Genomic DNA, 23,838 nt, shown 5'->3' on the forward strand with positions numbered 1-23,838 from the left:
AAGTTGACGCGAAAGTGGTAGACGAAGCGGGCAACGAAGGTCCATCCCTTGGTGATGAAGCGACACGTGACACGAAAGCCCCAGACGACTCAACCACAACGGTTACTGTAGATACGGTTGCTGGTGATGATAATAAAGTTGATCCTGTGGAAGCGAAACAGGCAACACAAGCTGTAACCGGTCAAGTGACGGGTGAGTTTAAAGAAGGCGATGCGGTTGTCATTAAAGTTGGTGATGAAGTGATCGGCAATGGAACAGTGAATGCTGATGGTTCATTTAGTGTTAATGTTCCAACAGAGAAATTGACAAATGCAGCTGATAAGAAAGTCACCGCAACAGTCACGGCAACTGATCCGGCAGGCAATACAGGTGATGTTGTGTCAGTGGAAAAACCGTATACAGTTGATTTAGGTCGCACAGCCCCAACCGTCACTATCGGTACGAAAGAGGATAAACCTTATAACAATGGTGTGGAATACATTACTAAAGATGAGATCGAGCCGGCGAATGAAAGTGCGGTCGAAAAAGTGAGTGTTTCTGTGGCGATTCCTGATGATGCGAAAGCGGGGGATACGTTGACATTGACAACGAACACCGATGCGGCTCCGATTACCTATAGGGTTCAAGCCGGGGATATTGGCAAAACGGTTACACAATCTGTGACAGCACCGGCAGATGGTAAGGAACTTACTGTGTCAGCCACCATTACGGCAGTCGATAATGCCAATACGGTGAGTGCGGCAGGCGAGGCGAAAGCAACGCGTGATACTTCAGCGAAGATTGAGATCACCATTGGTGGCCCGGATTACTTTGCAGAACATCCGGATAGTGATCTGGACGGTCCTTACGTCCCGGTTATTGTTTCCGAGGATCGGAAAACGATGAGTTCTGCGACCGGTAAAGTGATTCGAGATGTGGAGGAAGTCCTTTATTCGGGAGAAGTGAATCAGGATGGCAACGTTCGAGTCACCTTTACATTACCTTCTGATGCTAAAGTGGGTGATACCTTAATCTATAAAGTAGATGCAGGGGGAAAACGGAAGGTTGAATATAATGACGAGGGTCAACTTATTTTTGGTGAGACCACCTCTGAGCATACCTATCACTCCGGTGAGAGCAAAGTCTTAACTGCCTCGGATATTGATGCCGGAAAAGTGGAAGTGTATGTTTGGGCTCCAAATGTGGGGGGACAAACCATTGATGTAACGGCAAGCTTAACGGATCTGCTTGGCAACAAAGGTGAAGATGTTCAATTCTCGTTAAGAGAGCGTACTACAGTAAGTAAAGGTGAGGTTGATCTTGTCGGCGATCCGGCAGAACTTGAATTAAGTGTTAGCGCAAACACGGAAACAGAGGTTGAGGGTAAAAACCTTGCCACGGCTTATGAAGGGGTAGCGGATAGTCAGCTTACTTATACCGTGAGTCTGAATAAACCGGCACAAAAAGATTATAAAGTGGCGATCAAGCTTTCAGGAAATGGCATCACAACCGATGAATATACGGTGGAGGGTGCTACTGCTCAGTGGTATAAAGACGGCATAACAACAGCTGATGGTGCCGATGTTGCCGCAGAGGGCTCCATTGTTGTCGTGACGATATCAAAAGGCGATAGCGCAGCACGTTTCACCTTAACGCCGAAAGCCGATAATGTGGCAGAAGGCACTGAAGTGGTGACGGCTGAAGTTGTGCCAACGGTATTTAAGTTTGGTATTGATGAAGGAAAAGTCGGTGGAAACGGTAACTTCTATACCTTAGGTGATAAAACTGTCGCAGAAGGTGCGATTGCCGAAGTGACTCCTCCGAAGGTGAGTATCGGTGTTGAAGGTAATATCACAGAAGATGTGCTTTATCCGGCAACGGAAGAGGATATGGATGAGACTACCGTATTAACTTACACCGTGAAATTGGATAAGGCACAACCAACGGATACTGTGGTGAAAGTGAAATTAAGCGGTAAAGCAACCGCTGAGGATTACACCCTATCCGGTGTTGAGAACCTGAAAGAGGTTGCGGAAACGATTGGTGAAGGTGATGAAGCCAAAACAGTGACTTATAACGAATTTGAGGTGAAAGTACCGGCAGGTCAAACTTCGGCAACCTTTACTGTTAATCCGGTTCGTGAAGAAGAGGGGGCAAACTTTAACTTTGAAGGACCGGAAACCGTGGTCGCCACGATTCAGACAGCTGCTGACAATAAATATGAGGTCGCAGAGATTAATACGGATACTAATACCGGTGGACAAGCGATTGGCTTGATTTTAGATGCCTCACCAACAGCATTACCACATTTGAATGGCGATATTGCTTTAGCTTATGGTGAATCGGCTTCCCATTTGGAACGTACGTGGAATAAAACGCTTGCGGTTTCAAATACTGCCAAAACGGTAAGTACCGTGCCGGGCAAAGATAGCGCAGGTCTTTATAAAGACTATGGTGATGCGATTGTGATGACGGATCGCGCAGATAACTTAAATATTGGTTATTACGCAAATGGCGAGGCTTCCGGTACACAAGGTAACTTTGCTAACTTTGCGGATAGCGGTTCGTCAGGTAATAAAACGGATAATAACCAATCCTTATCCACCATTGATACCGGTAAAGGGGATGACATGGTGAGAATCAAGGGTGCGCAAATTGCTGGTACAAGACTTTATTTAGGCGAAGGCAATGATACCTATGAGTTAGGTAACTTTGAGAAAGCATTTAATGATAAAGAGAGAAGAGGTAACTTTGGTGCGACCGCTGCACTCAAGGATACTTATATCTTTGCTGAGTCAGGCAATGACACGATTAAGATTGGCGGTCACTCAAACGGTTATCTCTATGCCGGTAGCGGTAGTGATACGGTGACGATTGATGGCATTGCTAATGGGGATATCGATCTTGGCAGTGGCAGAGCTATGCCGAGTGAATACTTAACCAAATATCAAGACGGTTCAGATCGTAGCTTGGGTAATGATACCAACGTTGATTCAGCCACGGATGAAAACCGTTTAACGATTGAAGGTAATGGTACTTCGGCAACAGTAAGCCACACCTCAAATATCTATGGTGGTGAAGGAAAAGACATCATCGAGATTAAGAAAGGTTGGTATGCCGGTTCAGCCCATATGGAATTAGGCAATGGTGATAATGTGGTGACGATTGCAGAAGGTGTAGGCGCTAACGCGGTTATTACGACAGGCAGTGGCAATGACACCGTTTCCGTTACCGGTGAACACCGTGGCACAATGAACCTTGGCGATGGTGTGAATACGGTTTCCGTTGGTGGTGCGGCGAGCGGTAATATTAACGCAGGTAGCGGTAATGATACGGTCACGGTCACCGGTGCATTTAGCGGTATTATGAACCTTGATGATGGTAGAAACGTTATCTCAATTGGTGGCGGTAATGGTGATATTACTACCACTAACGGTGATGATAGCTTTACTTCAAACGGTCGCTACACGGGTAACGTTAACTTGGGTGATGGAACAAATGTTATCCATATTGACGGTGACTACGTAAGAAATCCGCTTAATGTTGCGGCGAGAAAATCAATGACTGTCGGTTCCGGTGATGATGAAATTACGATCACGGGTGAATTTGGTGCGAATGACATCAACCTCGGTGATGGTCAAAACACATTATCTATCGGTGGTGCGGCAAGCGGTAATATTAACGCAGGCAGCGGCGATGATAAGGTCGATATTACCGGTGTATTCAGCGGCACGATGGATCTTGGTGATGGCACCAACACGGCAACGGTGGGCGGAAACTTCAGCGGTACCTATAACGGTGGCGCAGGCAGTGATACCCTCAATGTAGGTGGAAACTTCACCGGAACATTTAATGGTGGCAATGGTGATGATACGATTAAAGTGGATGGCACAACCATTAACGGTACAATAAACGGTGGTGAAGGTAACGACACACTTATCGTGACCGGTGCGGGTGTAACCATTAACTTTAGTAACATTATGAATGTGGAAACCATTGATATTCGTGGTTCAGGTGCTAATACATTGACAGACTTAAGAGTTAATTCAGTGAAAGAATCTGAACCAGCTTCAATCTATATCAAAGGTGATGCTGATGACAAGGTGAATATTGGTTATCAACTTGGTACTAATCTCAAAGAGGGTTTAACTGGTCCATCATGGACACAAGGCGCAGCAGTGCCGCATGATGATGTTACCTACAATACTTGGACATATACATCCGGTGGTACTACTCATACCGTTTATATCCAAGAAGGTGTACAAGTTATCTAGTTTCCACTAGGTTATCCCAATACTTAAAAGTCAATCCCCCGGGTGAATTCCTCGGGGGATTTTTTTTAGTGCGGTCAATTTTGTGGGGATTTGTCGATATTGTGTCGCCGTGGCACACAAAGGAACAAGGTGGGGATACACGCAATGTGCCTCTATCGGTAAAAAATTCGGTTTGTGTATTTGCTATGTTAGACCGATTTAATTCATATTTTATTTACAAATAAGGCGTAAATGTGATGAAGTGTTTTGAAATTGTAAACATTTGTAAATATGCTTGCTACATTGTGAATTTTGATTAAAATCCTACCGAAAATTAGGTAGTTACACTGACCGATTTGTACAGATTTCGATCTGTAATGTAAATATAAATGACAATGAAAGAATAAGCGGGCGGCATCTTGCTGTTGCACAAGGGCGTTTTTTTACCTTTTTGACTGAGACGAATAGGTGGATTGCGAACAAATGTTGCAAAAATGTTAGATTGATAAAGGCTGACTTATCATTGTGTTTATTTAATGTCGTTTTGATTCGTGAGGATGATGGCGAATTAAAATGATACCGTTCGTGCGAAATGATGGCATTACCGAAAATACCCTTTTTCATTGCTTGGTGGTAGAAAAGTGCGGTGAAAAATGTGAGTGTTTTTAGCCTGTGGTATGCCGATTTAAATTTAGCACATTATTTTAATTTATTTTTTAAGGACTCTTAATGACTATCATTTATTCAAGTGATGTGGTTGATCACAAACAAATTGCTCGCGTGACTTTAATGATTGAGGAAGACTTTGTTCCCGGCACTCAATTAACTATTCGTTCCTATTATATTGGGACAGACGAACGTAGTTTAGGCAATGAAGGTACGCCTATTAGTTATAGAGTGAAAGAAGAAGATCTGGGTAAAGAAGTGGTATTTGGTGTGGCAGCGCCGATTCCCGGAGAGAAAATTGCGATCACCTATGATATGCAAAAACCGTCAGGTTATGAGTTAGAGGGTGTTTATATTGATACAGTTGCCCGTGCAGATAAAGCAAAACAGCCGGGCGCAATTGTGATTGGTAATGGTGATGATTTGTTAACGCCTGATGAAATTGATGCGGAAGGTAAAGTGACGGTAACGGTGACCTTACCTGAAGGGCTTTCAAGCAGAGATTCATTAGTTGTTGAAACCAATCAGGGTGAAGGTAGCGCAATTCGGTTACCGAAAGAAGCTCTTGAAAAAGGTCAAATTGAAGTCAAACTTGATGCGCCGGAAGGGGGCGAAAATAGTGAATTATTGGTTTCTGCCTATATTGTGGATAGACACGGTAATAGCTCTGAGGTGAAAGAGCACGTTTATCTGTTAGATGTCAGAGCGCCGGAAGCCACCGTAGAATTAAATAATATTACTGCGGACAATGTGATTAATGCACAAGAAGCACAAGATAAAATTACGATTAGCGGTAAAGTAAAAGGGGATTTCAAAGAAGGCGATCAAGTGCGTATTTTCTTTGATGAAAACACTTATGCCACCCGCTATGTGGATGCCGAGGGGAATTTCTCTGCGGATGTTGATGCTCACTATTTCCTTAATGATGCGGATAAAACCATTAAAGCGGTACTCACTACCCATAAAAATGATAAAGCCTTTACCTTTGAAGGTGAAAAAGTGTATGCGGTGGATACCACTGCACCAAATGCAGATAGCACACAATTGACATTAGACAACATCACTGCCGATAACATTATCAATGCGCAAGAAGCGCAAGGTACGATTAAGATTTCCGGTCAAGTGCGTGGTGAGTTTAACCTCTATGATCAAGTGCGCATTTTCATTGATGAAAACACTTATTACACCCGTTATGTGGATGAAAATGGTCGTTTCTCAGCGGATGTGCCGGCACATCAGTTAGTGAATGATGCTGATAAAACCATTTATGCGGTATTAACCACGACCGATGCGGCAGGTAACACCGGAACCATCCGTGCAGAGAAACAATATGCGGTGGATACCACGGCACCAAGTGCGGATAGCACGAAAGTCACTTTCGACAATATCACTGCCGATAACATCATCAATGGCGTAGAAGCAAAACAAGCAACCATCACTGTTTCAGGACAAGTGAGTGGTGAATTTAACGCAGGCGATCAAGTTCGTATTTTCGTTGATGAAAATACTTACTACACCCGTTATGTGGATGAAAATGGTCGTTTCTCAGCGGATGTTAAAGCATCTGAATTAGTCAATGATGCGGATAAAACCCTTTATGCCGTATTAACCACAACTGATGCGGCAGGCAATACCGGTACCATTCGTGGTGAAAAACAATATGGTGTTGATACCACCGTTGATGCGCAAGTACATATTAATCCGATTGGCAATGTGAATCGATACGGTAACTATACGATTTCAGGTAAAGTAACCGGGGAATTTAATCCGGGCGATCAAGTTCGTATTTTCTTAGATGAGAATACTTACTATACCCGCCAAGTGGATGCGGAAGGGAAATTTAGCGTAGCTGTTCCGGGTAGCCTGTTAGTTAAAGATGCAGATAAAATTGTGTCAGCCGTATTAACGACAACGGATGCGGTAGGCAACAGTGCAGAAATTTCAAATGCGGTGAAATTTACTGTGGCAACCGTAAAACCGGGTTATTTCCATAGCCGAATTGATGGATCCTCTTCATCATTGAATCTTCTTGATCTTGCTAAAAAAGGTAAAACAGGTCCATCAAATCTAACAAAAGAAGAGGCGGAGAAATTTGTTTATAACAAACCAATTGATACCGTAAAACCGGTTGAACCAACAAAACCAGTTGAGCCAGTAAAACCAGTTGAGCCAGTAAAACCAGTTGAGCCGGTAAAACCTGTAGAACCAACAAAACCGGTTGAGCCAACAAAACCGGTTGAGCCGATTAAACCGGTTGCACCTCAAGGTGAAACGATTGAATTACGTGCATTAAATGGTGATTTAGGTCTTTACTATGGTGTGAGCAAATCAGGTTCTAAGAATGGTTCTGCCGATGTGAGCTTTACCGTACCGAAAGGCGTTGATGCTTACACAACAACAGATGGTGATGATAAAGTCTTTATCGGCTATCGTGCGAACGGTCAAGAATTCTTACCGGGACAAGCCGGAAGTTTCTCTAACTGGGCGGATAGTAATACCGCATATGGCACGAAGACGGATGGTAATAAGAGCATTTCTACTTTAGATACCGGTGCAGGTGATGACTATGTTCGCATCCGTGGCGATGAAAACCAACAAACCCGTGTTTATCTCGGTGAAGGTAACGACCAACTTGATATTCGCTTAAAAGTGACTTCTGCGGTGAGTACAGCCGGGGCATCAAGAGATAAAAACCAAGCCATCTCTGCGATCTTTGGTGAGGCAGGTGATGATGTGATCAATATTGGTGGTAGTATCCATAATTCTATCATTTCCGGTGGTAGCGGAAGCGATAAGATCAATATTGGCTTTGGTGAGTTGGGTGGCGGTAGCTTGGTTGGTAGCACCATTATCGATTTAGGTAGCGGTAAACCAATGCCGGCAATTTATTTGAATACTTACCAAGATGGCACCGGTCGTAGCCTTGGCAATGATAATAATGTGGATAGCGCATCAGATGTGAACCATTTACGTATTGCGGTGAATGTGGATCCGGGTGCTCAAATTTACGGTGGTAACGGTAAAGATATCGTTGAAATTGGCGGTCGCTTTAACGGTAAGATGGAATTGGGTGCAGGTGATGACTCTGTGACCTATGTTGCAGGTACCGGTAAAATCAACGGTGGTGCAGGTCACGATACCGTGAAGATCACAGGTAATAATGTTGTCTTAAAATTAAGCGACTTTACTGAGGTAGAAACGATTGATATTTCAGGTTCCGGTCGCAATACGTTACGTGTCGATTCAGAGGCTGCACGCAAAGACGGTACAACCGTATTTATTAAAGGTGGCTTTGATGACAAAGTTGACTTTGGTAACGTTGGCAACACCCGTGATTTGAGAGAAGGTAATAAAGGTCGTTGGTTCAAAGTGGGCTCTACAGTGAAAGACGGTGTCCAATACGATGGTTATGAATTTAACAGCCAAGACGATACCCTCGTTTACGTTCAAGCCAATATTCAAGTTGTATAATGAATACAGCGGTTTAATGTAAAAAAATCCCCTATCTTGTATGAGGTAGGGGATTAAACATTGTAGATAAGGCTTGATTTTTCTGATTGAAAAAAAAGCAGAAAAGAGTAAGATGTGACCTTTTGATTTAAAGAATAAAACGGATGTCAATTTATTCTCGTTTTCCGTTGTATCCAACAACGTGGAAATTTAAAAAAGATCCGATGAAATCGAGTGACTTGAACAAAAATCTAAAAGGAATGTTATGAAATATTTACCTTTTTCTAAATATTCACTGGCACTTGCCGGTGCATTTGCTTTATTTTCGCCAAATCTTTTAGCGAAGACCACGTTAAACGAAATTTTGCAATATGCCTTTGTTGCAGATCCAACATTAGATGAGGCAAAAGCGAATATTGCCATGGCTGAAAGCCAAACAAAGGTGTCCGAGGCAGGGCATTTGCCGGTGGTGTCTTTAACCGGGACATCGGTATTAAGCCAACAGCACCGTTACACAAGTGAACGCCGTTCGGGGCCGGGTGTGGCGGCACGGGTGAATCTTTATGCGTGGGGTGGCGTTGAAGCGGAAATTGAGCGTGATAAACATCGTGAAACTTATTATCAGCACGCTTTAACCGAAACGCAGGAAACCATGGGGTTAGAAATTTCTCAGCTTTATTTGACCGCACTTCGGGCAAAAGAGACGATTGCCGTCTATAAAGAAAGTTTACATTGGCACGAGAAAACGCTAAAAGATTTAGGCGTTATTGCGACTTACGATGAGGGGCGTTATTCAGAAGTCAATGAGGCACTTTCCCGTAAGAATCAGGTTGAAACCACGATTTTAATGCAAGAGCGTATTATGCAATCTGCGTTAAACCGTTTAAGTCGATACAATCGTGGGCAAGTATTAACCGAAAAAGATTTAGTTGATCCTTTCAATAACATCAATGTCAAAACCTTTATTAGCCGCTATAAAAATGCGGACATCACTCAAAACCCAAGTTATTTAGCACAGCAAGCCGAATTTAATAGCTCAAAAGCCGCAGTGAAGGCGGCAAAAGCAAGACGCTTACCGGCAATTAATTTAGAAAGTACCGCAAGCCGCCATGAGCACGAGGTTTATCTGAATATGTCGTGGGATATTTATAATCCGGCGACAAAATATGAAGAGCAACAACGTTATTATTCACAAAAGGCTGCGGAAGCGAAATTGCGTGAAATTGAGCTTTCTGTGAAAGAAAAATCCTTAACTTCCGAGACGGATATGGTGAGAAACCAACGATTGGCAGAAGTGGCACGGAAACAGATTACGTTACAACGCAAGGTGGTTGAAGATAATAAACTTCAATTTGATGTGGCGACAAAGAGTTTGATCGATCTTTTAAACTCATATCAAGAGCTTTCACGTGTGCAGCTTGATGAAGTCACCGCACGTAATGATTTTCGCGATGCGGCAGTGTCTTATTTAGCCTCTCAATCCCGTATCGCAAATTGGGTGGATTCAGAAAAATCGTCCACAAAATCTAAATAGAAATCATAAAAGAAATTTGTAAGTTGTATGAAATCAATAATTGAACATTTGGCATTAGTGACTCAGTTGCACGGTACGCCTATTGCACAAGAAGCATTAACCGCACAAGTTATTAGAGATCAGCGGTTAGATGTTAATTTGCCTTCTTTAAGAGAAGTATTGAAAACCTATGGTTTTGAAAATTCTATTTCAAAACGTGCGTTGGTGGATATTCCCAGTCTTGCTACACCGGTTCTCGCTATTTTGAAAGATGAAGAAGCCTTGGTGATTACTAAAATTGAAGGGGTGGGAGTGAATCGCCGTTTTCACATTCGTCAAACCGATAATGTTGAACGGGTATTAGACTATAAAGATCTCAACAATATTTATTTAGGCTACTGTTGGTTTATTAAGCCAAAGGTTACCTCCGATATTCGTTCTGAATTACCTGAATACCACTTGCCAAAGGCTTGGTTCTGGAAAGTGATTTGGCGTTTTAAAGCCTATTATGGTCAGGTGATTTTAGCCACGTTTATCATTAACTTCTTGGCGTTGGTGAGCTCGCTATATGTAATGAACGTGTATGACCGTGTGATTCCGAATAAAACTTATGAAACCTTATGGGCATTGAGTATCGGGGTTGTTCTGGCGATCAGTTTTGAGTTTGCGGCTAAAATGATTCGTGGACATTTAACGGATATTGCCGGTAAAAAAGCAGACTTGATTATTAGCTCGGCATTATTTAGACGGGTGATGGCATTGAGACTGATTGATAAACCGGCATCGTCAGGATCGTATGCGAATAATCTGCGTGATTTTGAATCTGTCCGTGAATTTATGACTAGTGCGAGTCTACTCGTGTTAGTGGATTTACCTTTCCTCTTTTTATTCGTCTTTGTTATTTATTTAATTGGTGGGAAATTAGCGCTTGTTCCATTAATTATTATTCCAACAGTCATTTTAGTAGGCATTGCCGTGCAGCCTAAATTAGCGGCAAGAATCAATGAATCAATGCGTGAATCTTCACAACGTCAGGGCTTGATTGTTGAAGCATTAGACGGTATTGAAACATTAAAAGCCAATAATGCCACAAACTGGGCTCAACAACGCTGGGATATGTATACGGCAAAAACATCGGCTTCCCAAATTAGAGTGAAAGATTTAAGTAACTTTGTGGTGAATTTTTCTGTCGGATTACAGCAATTAAATACCGTATTTTTAGTGCTTTTAGGAACGTATTTAATTCATAGCGAAGACGAAGCCAGCCGCATTACAATGGGGGCATTAATTGCCTCGGTGATTTTATCCGGACGGGCATTAGCCCCTCTTGCGCAAATTGCAGGATTGGCAACACGTTTCCAACAAGCCCGTTTGGCATTAAAAGGGGTGGATGATATTGTGAATCGTCCTATTGAAAGAGTGCCTGACCGCAAGTACATCACCTTAAAACAAACTCAAGGTAAAATCACCTTTAACAATGTGAGCTTTCAATATAATAAGGAAACACCAAATGCCTTGTCGAAATTGTCGGTTACGATCAACCCGGGGGAAAAAGTAGCGATTTTAGGGCGTATCGGTAGCGGTAAAAGTACCTTATTAAAACTTGCAGCCGGTCTATACGAGCCTAATTCCGGGAATGTGACTTTAGATAACGTGGACTTACGTCAAATTGATCCGAATTATCTCCGTAATCAAGTTGCGCTGTTTGGACAATCTCCACGTCTTTTTTTGGGTTCCTTGCGTGAAAACTTAGATATTGCCAGAGCGGATAATTTTGCCGGTGATGTTGAGTTGATTAATGCCTTACACCGCTTTGGGCTAGAACATTTAGTAAATAGTCACCCGAGAGGATTAGATATGCCGTTGGGTGAAAATGGACAGGGTTTATCCGGGGGGCAAAAACAACTGGTTGCGCTTGCCCGTTTAACCATTAAAGATCCACGTGTGGTGTTATTAGATGAACCAACAAGCGATCTTGACCAGGGAACAGAGGAAATGGTCTTGCAAGCTCTTGCTCGTTGGATGGGGAATCGCACTATGATTATGGTGACCCATCGTCCTCAAGTATTGAAATTAGTGAATCGTATTATTGTAATGGAGAACGGCAAAGTGGCGATTGATGGTCCTCGGGATGCGGTGTTGGAACATTTAAGAAAAAATGAGCAGAAACAGGTTGAGCAGCAACAAGCACAGAAAGCCCATCCACAGCCACAACAAAAACCGGAAGCGAGTAAGAGTGAAGGAGCGCAGTAGTGAGTGAGAAAATAAAACAATCGGATTTAGCATTAATTAATGATTTGAATGCCGCATTACAGATTGAAAAACACCGAGGTATTTTTTCGGTCATTATTCTCTTTTTTATTTTCCTCGTCACTTTTGTGATATGGGCGTATTTTAGTCCGCTTGAAGAAGTCACCCGTGGACAAGGCAGTGTTATTCCAAGTAGCCGTGAACAAATTGTTCAGAGTTTGGATCCGGGTATTATTCAAGAAATGAAAGTAAAAGAGGGGGATATTGTTGAAAAAGGGCAAGTGTTATTAACCCTTGATGATACCCGCAGCTCAGCAATATTACGTGAAAGTGAAGCCAAAGTGCAAAACTTACGTGCAGTAGTGGCTCGTTTACAAGCAGAATCTGCCGATAAACCTTTAGTATTTGCCGATGATATTCCTGAGGATGTTATTTCACGGGAAACCGCTGCTTATAATGCTCGCCGTAAGGCGATGCTTGATGCAGTAGAAGGGTTGACACAGAGCAAAGCGCTGTTAGATCAAGAAATTGCGATCACCCAGCCTATGGTAAAAAAAGGGGTTGTTTCCCAAGTGGAATTACTTAGAATGCAAAGACAATCTTCCGATTTTGCTCAACAGATTGCTGAACGCCGTAACCGTTATTCAGCTGATGCCAATAATGAGTTGGTGCAGGCAGAATCAGAACTTGCCCAAGCCCGTGAAAATATGGCAATGCGGGCTGATCCGGTAGAACGTTCGCAAATCAAAGCGCCTTTACGTGGTGTCGTAAAAAATATCCGTATTAATACTGTGGGTGGGGTGGTACAAGCAGGACAAGATATTCTTGAAATTGTTCCTTTAGATGACACCTTGCTTGTGCAGGCTTATATTAGCCCGAAAGATGTGGCATTTATTCGACCGGGACAGCCAGCTTTAGTCAAAATCAGTGCCTATGATTATTCTATTTATGGTGGACTTGAAGGGAAAGTCACCTTGATAAGTCCGGATACATTGCAAGACGAGCGCCGCCGTAGTGAGTTGAACTTAAATGCGGATCAGGCTTATTATCGGATTTTGATTGAAACCCAAGGTACATCAATCACCGATAGTAAAGGTCAAAAACTGGATATTACACCCGGTATGACGGCGACAGTTGATATTAAAACCGGTGAAAAAACCGTTTTCCAATATCTCATCAAACCTATCACCCGAATGAAACAAGCACTGCAAGAACGTTAGTTCTCATAAAAAAGGCGTTGAAGATAAAATTCAACGCCTTTTCTTATAGCCACGCTCCGGCTATAAAAACCACTGGCTATGCATATGGAATGAAAGAGCATAAGCGATGAGTAAAATCCTCACGCTATAATGTGACAAGCAAACTGCGAGAATAGGCTGTCTCAAAGGCAGATCAGCATTAATAATTTTTGAAAGGTACGCAAACTTAAAATGCCAGTATAAAAATCATCATTTCCGGGATGAGGAGTATTTAAATACAAAAGCAGCAGGGAAATCTATAAGGAACCAAGAAGAGGAGAAGATGATCCAAGGTAATTTTCGTGGTTTCGACCTTTGTGTAACGGATACATAATACCGACTTGTTTAAAAAATAAGTTGTAGTTAGCCATAAAAAAATCTGCCCCTTAGTCAGTTAGCATTTAGTCCAACCTTTGGGGGCAGAGCAGGTTTTTATGTTGGTGAATTATTCTAAGCGTTTTGCCACTTCTAACCAATCTGCTTTAAATTCACGACGCATATTATTAATCGCATCAATAATATCATGATGAACAAGCTGTTCATTTTGGATACCCACGCAGTAACCGCCTTTGCCTTGAAGCAAAATATCCACGGCATAAACACCCATACGTGAAGCTAAAATACGATCAAATGCACAAGGTGCGCCCCCACGCTGAATATGACCTAGTACGGTAGCGCGGGTTTCGTGCCCGACTCTCGCTTCAATTTCTTTCGCAAGAGAATGCACGTCAGTAATTAATTCCGTGATGGCAACAATAGCGTGACGTTTCCCACGAATAATACTGCGTTCAATTTGTTGAACTAATTCTTCACGATTAAATTCCATTTCAGAGGCAACAATATATTCGCAACCGCCTGCAATGCCGGCAGAAATTGTTAAATCACTGCAATGGCGTCCCATAATTTCGACGATAGAAATACGTTGGTGGGAACTTGAGGTATCACGTAAACGGTCGATAGCATCGACAGCCGTTTGTAATGCGGTTTGATAACCGATGGTATAATCTGTTCCCGCCACATCATTATCAATGGTGCCCGGAATCCCCACACAAGGAAAACCGTGTTCTTCCGTTAAAAGTTTTGCCCCCATATAGGAACCGTCACCACCAATTACCACTAAAGCATCAATGCCGTGCGAACGTAAAATTTCCGCACATTTTGCCCGCACTTCCGGATTTTTAAACTCAGGGAAACGTGCAGAACCTAAAAATGTCCCACCACGGTTAATCACATCGGACACACTATAACGGTTTAATTGCTTAATCTTATTATTGTATAAGCCTTGATAACCATCATAGATACCAAATACATCCAACCCTTCTGCTAATGCCGCACGCACTACACCACGAATTGCGGCGTTCATTCCCGGGGCATCACCACCACTGGTTAATACTGCAATTTTTTTAATCATATACTACCTACTTAAGTTAAATAAAATCAAATGAAGAAACGTCGCTAAGATTACACGATTCAGCCGATAGGCTCTAGAAAAAATTTGATAAATTTATTCACCTTTTGATCTAGATAAATTTTTTATTTCGGATTTTGACAATGCCATTGCCAATCCATTTTCTCTAAATTTTTCATTTCTTTTGCAACAAGGTATTTTTGCAAATGTCGCAAAATTTTTTCCTCACTTAAATATCGGCTTTTTTTCACCTTTTGGGCATATTGAAACTGCACAAAACCACATTTTGCGATCTCTTCCCCCCTCATCATATTGACCTGCCAATAGGGATCTTTTTCTGTTGGTCGGTAAATCACATAGCCTTTTAATCCTTCATCTCGATTGGTTTTACTATTTTTAATTGGGGTTAATTTAAACAACGCCACCTCTGTATTGCGATAGACTCGTTCACGCAAGCGAATTCGCTCTTTAATGTCACGATATTGCGCATTACGATCTAGCAGCAATTCAATTTGTGACTGCCATTTTTCTAAAGTGTCCGGTTGACTAACATAGACATAACGTGCCACTGACCCTAAATCTTGCCCGGCGGCTTTATGATAGTGTTTGTTTTGGTATTGAATCTGCTCAGGGATATCCAGTTGTGAAGGTTGACTTACACAGGCTGAGAGGAAAAGTGCGGTCAAAATAACAATAATTTTATTCATAATGCTCCCGCTTAAAGATCCATTCTTTTTCATTAGAAGCCGCTTCATCAAACCAATAACCGCCTAAATCGAAATCTTTTAATTGTTCCGCTTGGGTTAAACGCTGTTGAATCATATAACGGCACATCAACCCTCGGGCTTTTTTCGCATAAAAACTCACTACTTTATATTGACCGTTTTTGTTATCTAAAAAGATCGGTTTGATGATTTGTGCGTGAAGTTGGCTTTCTTTCACCGATTTATAATATTCGTCCGAGGCAAGATTAATCAACACATTCTCACCTTGTGCATCAAGGGCTTGCTGGAGTGATTGGGTAATCACATTTCCCCAAAATGCATAAAGATCCTTGCCTTTTTTATTGGCTAATTTTGTCCCCATTTCCAAACGATAAGGCTGCATTAAATCCAGAGGTCGAAGTAAACCATACAAGCCGGAAAGCATACGCAAATGAGATTGTGCAAACAGGATATCATCATTAGATAAGGTATCGACATCTAAGCCGGTATAAACATCGCCTTTAAACGCAAAAATGGCGGCACGTGAATTCTGTTCGTTGTGTTCCATAGTCCACTCGGCAAAACGTGCGGCATTAAGCCCTGCCAGCTTATCGCTGATAGACATTAAAGAAGCAATGTCTTGTGGAGAAAATTGGCGACAAATATCAATTAATTGGGCACTGTAATCGGTTAAGTGCGGTTGAAAAACAGGAAGTTTTCTCACCGCACTTTCAAAATCGAGGGTTTTTGCGGGGGAAATAATGGCTAACATAGTCTCTCCTTAATAGAATGCACGCCATTCTAGCATATTTCTATACCCGTTTATAAAGCCCATTTTCATTAAGAATCAGATCCTGTAACTCTAAATCTAAAAGCTGCACCAACAACACATCTACCGGCAAACCAAATTCCTGTGCTAGATCATCAATACTCACCGGCGTGTAGCCGATTCTCGCATAAAGTTTAGGATGACTTGGTGCCTCAACCACTCTGCGGGGATCGGGTGGCGGGGTGTAATTTGCTGTTTCCACTTGGTTAAAATCAATTTCAGTTTGACTATGAATGGAATGTTGATAAAGCGTTTCAAGAATATCTTTCACATTTTCAACAAGCAAACCGCCTTGCTTAATCAGTTGATGGCATCCCCGACTAAACTCACTCATGACATTACCCGGTAATGCAAACACTTCACGATTTTGCTCCAACGCATAACGAGCGGTGATTAACGATCCGCTTTTTTCCGTTGCCTCAATCACCAATGTTCCCACCGAAAGCCCGCTAATAATCCGATTACGACGTGGAAAATGTGCAGCAATAGGCGGTTGGTCTGGCATAAATTCAGACACCAATGCACCATTATTTTCAAGGATTCGTTGTGCCAATGCTTGATGTTTTGCGGGATAAATGTCATTCAATCCACTTCCCAACACCGCAATAGTTTGCCCGCCAATATCCACCACCGCACGATGGCAATACCCGTCAATGCCTAACGCCAAACCGCTTGTAATGGTAAAACCGGCAAGGGAAAGTTCTGTGGCAAAATATTTCGCCCAACGCTCACCATAAGCCGTACAGTATCGACTTCCCACCATTGCCATTTGCCGCTGTGAAATCACCGTCACATTGCCTTTTACAAATAATAAAGGAGGAAAACTTGAAATTTGTTTCAATAAATAAGGGTAAAACGGTGAAAAATAATTCACTAAATGATTTCCCTCTTTCTCCGCCCAAATCAGTGCCGAATCTATAAATTTCCTTTCCGGTTTAAACCAACGGCGAATTTGAATAGCACTCCAGCCCATTTGACGGAAAGCCGTTTCATCATACTGCAATAATTCTTGTAAGGTGACATTCGATAACATTTTTTCAATTGCTACGCCCCCCAATTTAGGCACTTGCATTAATCGGAGTAAGGTTTCGTTTATATTGTTCATTTCTTTTCCCATTCCTTCAATAAAGACTTGATTATGTAATAAATAGAAAAATGTGCGAGTTTTTCGCCGCACTTTTGCGATCTGTGTCTCAAAAATAGAAATCAAAGTCAGGTAATCCGCCCACCTTTCTCTGCTCAAAAATCCCGTCCTCTCAGTTTTTTCTCAAAAACTTGCAAAACCACGCTTTAATAGCTTGACACAATCGTTTTTTTTTTTTCAATAGGCGGGTTTTATTTCACTGGTTTTATGTTTAAAAATGAAGCAATTATGGTCAACCGCTAAATTCTCAATTGGGCTAATAGCCGGCACACTTTTTGGTATTGTTATGGCAAATAGTATTTACATGGATTTTCTTTCAGGAAAACTACACGAATGGCTATCAGGAATAGGGGCATTAATCGCTGCCATTTTTTCCGGATTAGCCTTAAGAAGCACCTACAAAATATGGAAAACCGACAAAATTTTAAGATGTATTAGGGAATTGAAAGACAATTATCGCCAACATTTTATACCGACTTTTAATTGTTTTAATGCGGATTATGACGATATTGAAGAATATTACTCAAAAGTGTGGCATACCAATTGGAATATTGAATTTTATTTAAACCGACTTGATGAGATTTATGTGGTTTCACAAAGTAAAACTCGGAATATTATTCAAGACTTTAAAGATGACCTCACCAATCTACACCAAAAATATAAAAGAATAAAAACTACTTTATCTGAAGGATTTCATAGTCAACAAACACAAGACGGAAATTATTTTATTTATGATGCTCAACCGGATATTGATGAATTTATTCCTTTAATTAACGAATATGCACAAAAACAAAAAGCGTTTTTAAAACAACTTAACAACGAAATTAAATAAGAAGGTATTTCAAATGAAACTAACCAAAATTTTCACCACACTTTTTGCTACCGGTCTTTCTCTTTCAGTATTTGCCACTGATATTGCAGAACTTACCCGAAAAGCAGAGCAAGGTGACGCAAAGGCACAACATGATCTTGGTGATATGTATAAAAGAGGAAAAGGCGTAAAACAAGATGATGTAGAAGCGGTAAAATGGTTCACAAAAGCCGCCGAACAAGGGGATGCAAGTGCGCAATTTAGTTTGGGGGAGATGTATACCTATGGGCGAGGGGTAAAACAAGATTATGCCGAAGCGGTAAAGTGGTACACAAAAGCCGCCGAACAAGGGAATGCAGTTGCACAATTTCATCTTGGTATGTCGTATGAAGGAGGAAAAGGGGTAAAACAAGATTATGTTGAAGCGGTAAAGTGGTATAGAAAAGCTGCCGAACAGGGGCTTGCAGATGCACAATCTAATCTTGGTGGGATGTATGCCAATGGACGAGGCGTAAAACAAGATGATGTCGAGGCGATAAAGTGGTACACAAAAGCCGCCGAACAGGGGAACGCAGTTGCACAATATAATCTTGGTGTTATGTATGTCAATGGACGAGGCGTAAAACAAGATTATGCCGAAGCAGTAAAATGGCACACAAAAGCCGCCGAACAGGGGTATGCAAATGCGCAATTTAATCTTGGTATGTCGTATGACAGAGGAGAAGGGGTAAAACAAGATTATGCTGAAGCGGTAAAATGGTACACAAAAGCCGCCGAACAAGGCTATGCGGAGGCGCAATTTAATCTTGGTGTGTCGTATTATATAGGAGAAGGGGTAGAACAAGATTATATTCAAGCCAAAAAATGGTATGAAAAAGCGGCGGAACAAAAACATGCCGCAGCTACCACAAATCTTGGTTATCTTTATGAAAATGGCTATGGCACAAGACAAGATAAACACAAAGCCCGTGAGCTTTATGGTAAAGGTTGTGATTTAGGCGATCAGAACGGCTGTAATAATTACAATAATATGAAAGATATGTTTTTAGTCGAAAGTGCTGAAAGTATGGCGGAACGCTGGGAAAGAGAACGTAAAGAGGAGAAAGAGCGTGAGGCAGAGTTTAGAAAAGAATTTGCAAAAAATCTCATTGAAAAAGGCAAGGCGGACTTTGAGGTAAATTTAGCCAAAGTAAAAAATGAGCCTAAAAATGCAGAAGCTTTGTATCAACTTGCACTTAATTATCATGGAGGATGGGGGGGAGAAGAAAATAAACAGCAAGCTCTTGAATTTATAACGAAAGCAGCTGAAATGAATAATCAAGAAGCGCAATATTGGTTAGGGAAATTTTGGTTGGGTCGGAGAACTAAAGCAGATAACGAATATTTTGGTTATAAAAAAGATATTCCTAAAGGTCTTGATTATTTAACCCAAGCAGCGAAACAAAATCACTCGGAAGCACAAAATGCACTGGGGATTGAATATTTAACTGGCGGTACCGTACGACAAGATTTATATAAAGCCAAAGAATTATTTGGGCAGGCTTGTGATAACGGCAGCAAGGACGGATGTCAAAATTATCAAGATGAAAGATTGCAAAACCTTCCAAACCCGCTTGAAAAAATATTTGGTGAATATTGGGCTGCTATATTGGGTGGCTTCGGGGCGTTAGTGCTGGCACTGATTGCGTTTTTACTTGGCAAAAGATCAAAAAATAAAAAGGAAAATTAAAACCTCGGAAAAGAACCCTTCACCTTATGGAAGGGTTCTTTTTTCATAAAGAGCTAAATTCGATGAGAAAGGAAAAAACGACCGTTTTTTCTACCGCACTTTTGCCTAAAAAGCGTAAAAACAAAAAAATTGATGATTTTTTTGTAGCCTTAGAAATGAATAAAAAGTAGAGAAAAAGCAAGGTTAAGCTAAATTATTTGGCATTTTCATCTGTAAATGAAGAGGTTTTTAGTTTAATCTTCTAGATTATTTCGGTAAATATCTAAAATTAAAAGATAAAACGCTAAAAAAGCATTTGACAGCGTTTGATTTATTCGTAACATAGCAAGGGTTTTACAACGAATTTTCATAGGATTTTTATGTTTTCTTCTGTTTTTTTATCCCTCAACCTGCTGCGCTCACATGCTTTGTGCGGCTAAGTTGTGGATGAAAAACAAGTCAATGTAAATCCTCTTCATTCAACCAACCCGCACTTCAAAAAGTTGCGGGTTTTTGTTTAAAAAATTTTGCAAAAAACAACCGCACTTTTGGCGTGATTTTAGAAGGACATTGTTATGACAGATCGTGTGATTATTTTTGACACCACGTTGCGTGATGGCGAACAAGCATTAAAAGCAAGTTTGACCGTGAAAGAAAAATTGCAAATTGCCTTGGCGTTGGAACGCTTAGGGGTGGATGTGATGGAAGTGGGTTTTCCGGTTTCTTCCCAAGGAGATTTTGAATCTGTGCAAACCATTGCACGCCATATCAAAAATTCGCGTGTGGCAGCGTTATCCCGAGCAGTGGATAAAGATATTGATGCTGCCTATGAAGCCTTAAAAGTGGCGGAAGCCTTCCGTATTCACACCTTTATCGCCAGTTCTGCCTTGCACGTGGAAGCGAAATTAAAACGCACCTTTGATGAGGTGGTAGAAATGGCGGTAGCGGCAGTAAAACGTGCCCGTAATTACACCGACGATGTAGAATTTTCCTGCGAAGATGCCGGTCGTACCGGTATTGATAATATTTGTCGTATTGTCGAGGCGGCAATCAACGCCGGGGCGACCACCGTTAATATCCCTGATACCGTAGGTTATTGCTTGCCAACGGAATACGGTAATATTATTGCGCAAGTGCGTAACCGAGTACCGAATATCGATAAAGCGGTGATTTCCGTGCATTGCCATAACGATTTGGGTATGGCAACTGCCAATTCCTTAACCGCAGTACAAAATGGGGCACGTCAAATTGAATGTACGATTAATGGTATCGGCGAACGTGCCGGTAATACCGCCCTTGAAGAAGTGGTCATGGCGATTAAAATCCGTCAAGAATTGTTCGGTGTGGATACCCGTATTAACACGCAAGAGATCCACCGTGTCAGCCAAATGGTGAGCCAGCTTTGCAATATGCCAATTCAACCGAATAAAGCCATTGTGGGTTCTAACGCTTTCGCCCATTCTTCCGGTATTCATCAAGACGGAATGTTAAAAAATAAAAATACCTACGAAATTATGTCGCCGGAAACCATTGGGTTGAAAAAAGAGAAATTGAACCTCACCGCCCGTTCCGGTCGTGCCGCAGTGAAAGGCCATATGGCGGATATGGGGTACACCGAGCAAGATTATGATTTGGATAAATTATACGATGCGTTTTTGAAATTAGCCGATAAAAAAGGGCAAGTGTTTGATTACGATTTAGAAGCCTTAGCCTTTATTGATATGCAACAAGGCGATGAAGATCGTTTGGTATTGGATAAACTTTCTGCGCACTCGACCAAAGAATACCCTGCCACCGCCTTTGTTCAACTACAATTAGACGGCGAAAAATTAAGCACCTCCTCTATCGGTGGAAACGGCCCGGTCGATGCCGTCTATAATGCGATTTTGACCTTAACAGGCTTAGACATCAAAATGTCCCACTACCACCTCACCGCTAAAGGCGAAGGCGCAGAAGCCCTAGGCCAAGTAGATATTGTGGTAGAACACGAAGGCAGAAAATTCCACGGTGTGGGATTAGCCACAGATATTGTGGAATCCTCCGCATTGGCGTTGGTGCATGCGATTAATGCGATTTATCGAGCTCATAAAGTGGCGGATATTAAACATCATAAAGCAGTCGGGGCTTAATCCCGTTCAGGTTTCGCCCTGAAGGGCGAGTTACTTTTCTTTGCTTTGCCAAAGAAAAGTAACCAAAAGAAAGGCAACCCTGCTTTGCCTTAATCCTTTGTTCCATTGAATTTGCTTAACGGAAATTTTCTAAACTCGCTACGCTCAAACAAACGAAAATTTCCTACAAATTCAATTACACAAAGGCGGCAAAGAAGGGAACCCATTTTGTTCTTTCTACGAATAAAGTGCGGTGGAAAAACAAACTTAAAATCAACCGCACTTTTAAAATAACGCTCCGATAAATTTGGGGCCCCATATAAATTGCCTTTGCGACTTTCAATTTTTAGGAAATTTTCGTCTGTTTGAGCCGCTTGCGGCGGGTTCAGAAAATTGCCGTCAAGAAAATTGAAACCAAGCAAAGATCAGCAATTTAACTGGGGTGTGTTTCTTTTGCCTACTTTGCTTTGCACAAGCAAAGAAAAGTAGGTCGCCCATTGGGCGAAACTCAATACATAAAAATAGGAAAAATTAAATGAAATCATACAACATCGCCGTCCTCCCCGGTGACGGCATTGGTCCGGAAGTGATGGCAGAAGCCATTAAAGTCCTCAATAAAATTCAAGAGAAATTCGATGTTAAATTCAACTTTAATGAGTTTTATGTGGGTGGGGCGGCTATCGATCACTGTGGCAGCCCATTGCCGGCGGAAACCCTAAAAGGTTGTGAAGCGGTGGACGCCATTTTATTCGGTTCTGTGGGTGGCCCGAAATGGACGCATTTACCGCCGGATCAGCAACCGGAACGTGGTGCACTTTTGCCTTTACGCAAACATTTCAAATTATTCTGCAACCTTCGTCCGGCAACCCTTTACAAAGGGTTAGAAAAATTCTGCCCATTGCGTGCCGATATTGCAGCAAAAGGCTTTGATATGGTGGTGGTGCGTGAACTCACTGGGGGGATTTATTTCGGTCAACCAAAAGGCCGTGAAGGCGAAGGAGCACAAACCAAAGCATTTGACACAGAAGTTTATTATAAATACGAAATCGAACGCATTGCCCGTGCGGCTTTTGAGGCAGCCATGAAACGCCGTAAACACCTCACCTCGGTGGACAAAGCCAATGTGTTGCAATCTTCTATTTTATGGCGTGAAACCGTGGCAGAGGTCGCTAAAGATTATCCTGACGTCACCGTTGAAAATATGTATATCGACAATGCAACCATGCAATTAATCAAAGCACCGGAATCTTTTGATGTGTTGCTCTGCTCTAATATTTTCGGCGATATTATTTCCGATGAAGCGGCGATGATTACAGGCTCAATGGGTATGTTACCTTCCGCTAGTTTGAATGAGCAAGGATTTGGCTTATACGAGCCTGCCGGCGGTTCTGCACCGGATATTGCAGGCAAAGGTATTGCCAATCCGATTGCACAAATTTTATCGGCAGCGATGATGTTACGTTACAGTTTCAATTTGAATGAAGCGGCAGATGCCATTGAAAATGCCGTGCAAAAAGTCTTGGCGAGCGGTCATCGCACCGGTGATTTAGTCGATAATTCAGCACCGGTTTCTACGGCAGAAATGGGTACATTAATTACCAACGCAATTTAACCCTAGGGGAAAGGCTATGTTATGCAGGTTAATCATTTAAACCGGCATGAATAACTTGGCACGCCCTAAAAGTGCGGTCAAAAATTTCGGTATTATGTAGCAAATGCACCAAAAATAGAAATTTTAACAGAACGTAGGGACACACTGCGTGTGTCCGTTATAAAA

The 23,838-nt window shown here is 41.9% G+C and carries 14 protein-coding genes; 9 read left to right on the forward strand and 5 right to left on the reverse strand.

Annotated features, from left to right (window positions below):
• From BKK50_RS12425 to BKK50_RS05170, 5 genes are all read left to right on the forward strand, one after another.
• Positions 1-4,253, forward strand: a 4,253-nt coding sequence (locus BKK50_RS12425; RefSeq protein ID WP_077415980.1) for an Ig-like domain-containing protein, incomplete at its 5' end; no start/stop codon positions are given.
• A 708-nt stretch (positions 4,254-4,961) separates the two neighbouring features.
• On the forward strand, positions 4,962-8,369 hold the full coding sequence (locus BKK50_RS05155) for an Ig-like domain-containing protein (protein WP_077415982.1): 3,408 nt from the start codon (positions 4,962-4,964) through the stop codon (positions 8,367-8,369).
• Between the two features lie 244 nt (positions 8,370-8,613).
• On the forward strand, positions 8,614-9,882 hold the full coding sequence (locus BKK50_RS05160; protein WP_077415984.1) for a TolC family protein: 1,269 nt from the start codon (positions 8,614-8,616) through the stop codon (positions 9,880-9,882).
• Between the two features lie 27 nt (positions 9,883-9,909).
• Positions 9,910-12,114, forward strand: a complete 2,205-nt coding sequence (locus tag BKK50_RS05165; RefSeq protein ID WP_077415986.1) for a type I secretion system permease/ATPase — start codon at positions 9,910-9,912, stop codon at positions 12,112-12,114.
• Positions 12,114-13,331: an HlyD family type I secretion periplasmic adaptor subunit gene (locus tag BKK50_RS05170; protein ID WP_077415988.1), complete on the forward strand. Its 1,218-nt coding sequence runs from the start codon at positions 12,114-12,116 to the stop codon at positions 13,329-13,331. Before BKK50_RS05165 ends, BKK50_RS05170 begins: the two co-directional genes overlap by 1 nt.
• A 463-nt stretch (positions 13,332-13,794) precedes the next feature.
• On the opposite strand, the gene pfkA is transcribed toward BKK50_RS05170, so the two are convergent.
• From pfkA to dprA, 4 genes are all read right to left on the reverse strand, one after another.
• Positions 13,795-14,760: a 6-phosphofructokinase gene (pfkA, locus tag BKK50_RS05175; RefSeq protein WP_077415990.1), complete on the reverse strand. Its 966-nt coding sequence runs from the start codon at positions 14,758-14,760 to the stop codon at positions 13,795-13,797.
• A 122-nt stretch (positions 14,761-14,882) separates the two neighbouring features.
• Positions 14,883-15,464, reverse strand: coding sequence for a hypothetical protein (locus tag BKK50_RS05180; RefSeq protein WP_077415992.1), 582 nt, complete (start codon positions 15,462-15,464; stop codon positions 14,883-14,885).
• Positions 15,457-16,233 (reverse strand): peroxide stress protein YaaA, encoded by a 777-nt coding sequence (gene yaaA / locus BKK50_RS05185; protein ID WP_077415994.1) that lies wholly within the window; start codon positions 16,231-16,233, stop codon positions 15,457-15,459. The genes BKK50_RS05180 and yaaA overlap by 8 nt, the downstream gene beginning before the upstream one ends.
• Before the next feature lie 40 nt (positions 16,234-16,273).
• Positions 16,274-17,395 (reverse strand): DNA-processing protein DprA, encoded by a 1,122-nt coding sequence (dprA, locus tag BKK50_RS05190; protein ID WP_077416004.1) that lies wholly within the window; start codon positions 17,393-17,395, stop codon positions 16,274-16,276.
• Between the two features lie 325 nt (positions 17,396-17,720).
• Here dprA and BKK50_RS05195 point away from each other — a divergent pair, with 325 nt between their 5' ends.
• The 3 genes from BKK50_RS05195 (at position 17,721) to leuA (ending at position 22,082) form a co-directional block, all read left to right on the forward strand.
• Positions 17,721-18,266, forward strand: coding sequence for a hypothetical protein (locus BKK50_RS05195; RefSeq protein ID WP_143529758.1), 546 nt, complete (start codon positions 17,721-17,723; stop codon positions 18,264-18,266).
• A 13-nt stretch (positions 18,267-18,279) separates the two neighbouring features.
• Positions 18,280-19,974: an SEL1-like repeat protein gene (locus tag BKK50_RS05200; RefSeq protein WP_077415998.1), complete on the forward strand. Its 1,695-nt coding sequence runs from the start codon at positions 18,280-18,282 to the stop codon at positions 19,972-19,974.
• A 554-nt stretch (positions 19,975-20,528) separates the two neighbouring features.
• Positions 20,529-22,082 carry a 2-isopropylmalate synthase gene (gene leuA, locus BKK50_RS05205; protein WP_077416000.1) on the forward strand — a complete coding sequence of 518 codons (1,554 nt, stop codon included), beginning with the start codon at positions 20,529-20,531 and terminating at the stop codon, positions 22,080-22,082.
• A 175-nt stretch (positions 22,083-22,257) separates the two neighbouring features.
• Here the strand turns inward: leuA and BKK50_RS13040 are convergent, their stop codons facing one another.
• Positions 22,258-22,380, reverse strand: coding sequence for a hypothetical protein (locus BKK50_RS13040; protein ID WP_256843269.1), 123 nt, complete (start codon positions 22,378-22,380; stop codon positions 22,258-22,260).
• A gap of 216 nt (positions 22,381-22,596) precedes the next feature.
• Here BKK50_RS13040 and leuB point away from each other — a divergent pair, with 216 nt between their 5' ends.
• Positions 22,597-23,673 carry a 3-isopropylmalate dehydrogenase gene (leuB, locus tag BKK50_RS05210; protein WP_077416002.1) on the forward strand — a complete coding sequence of 359 codons (1,077 nt, stop codon included), beginning with the start codon at positions 22,597-22,599 and terminating at the stop codon, positions 23,671-23,673.
• Positions 23,674-23,838 lie beyond the last annotated feature (165 nt).

Source organism: Rodentibacter rarus, assembly GCF_001998965.1.
Taxonomy (GTDB): Bacteria; Pseudomonadota; Gammaproteobacteria; order Enterobacterales; family Pasteurellaceae; genus Rodentibacter; species Rodentibacter rarus.

What these genes read in the sequence shown, in the direction of transcription:
- BKK50_RS05160 (WP_077415984.1), top strand. Translation starts at nt 8,614, where the DNA reads ATGAAATATTTACCTTTTTCTAAATATTCACTGGCACTTGCCGGTGCA.
- BKK50_RS13040 (WP_256843269.1), bottom strand. Translation starts at nt 22,380, where the DNA reads ATGGGGCCCCAAATTTATCGGAGCGTTATTTTAAAAGTGCGGTTGATT.
- BKK50_RS05195 (WP_143529758.1), top strand. Translation starts at nt 17,721, where the DNA reads ATGGCAAATAGTATTTACATGGATTTTCTTTCAGGAAAACTACACGAA.
- BKK50_RS05180 (WP_077415992.1), bottom strand. Translation starts at nt 15,464, where the DNA reads ATGAATAAAATTATTGTTATTTTGACCGCACTTTTCCTCTCAGCCTGT.
- BKK50_RS05165 (WP_077415986.1), top strand. Translation starts at nt 9,910, where the DNA reads ATGAAATCAATAATTGAACATTTGGCATTAGTGACTCAGTTGCACGGT.
- pfkA (WP_077415990.1), bottom strand. Translation starts at nt 14,760, where the DNA reads ATGATTAAAAAAATTGCAGTATTAACCAGTGGTGGTGATGCCCCGGGA.
- dprA (WP_077416004.1), bottom strand. Translation starts at nt 17,395, where the DNA reads ATGAACAATATAAACGAAACCTTACTCCGATTAATGCAAGTGCCTAAA.
- leuA (WP_077416000.1), top strand. Translation starts at nt 20,529, where the DNA reads ATGACAGATCGTGTGATTATTTTTGACACCACGTTGCGTGATGGCGAA.
- BKK50_RS05155 (WP_077415982.1), top strand. Translation starts at nt 4,962, where the DNA reads ATGACTATCATTTATTCAAGTGATGTGGTTGATCACAAACAAATTGCT.
- yaaA (WP_077415994.1), bottom strand. Translation starts at nt 16,233, where the DNA reads ATGTTAGCCATTATTTCCCCCGCAAAAACCCTCGATTTTGAAAGTGCG.
- leuB (WP_077416002.1), top strand. Translation starts at nt 22,597, where the DNA reads ATGAAATCATACAACATCGCCGTCCTCCCCGGTGACGGCATTGGTCCG.
- BKK50_RS05200 (WP_077415998.1), top strand. Translation starts at nt 18,280, where the DNA reads ATGAAACTAACCAAAATTTTCACCACACTTTTTGCTACCGGTCTTTCT.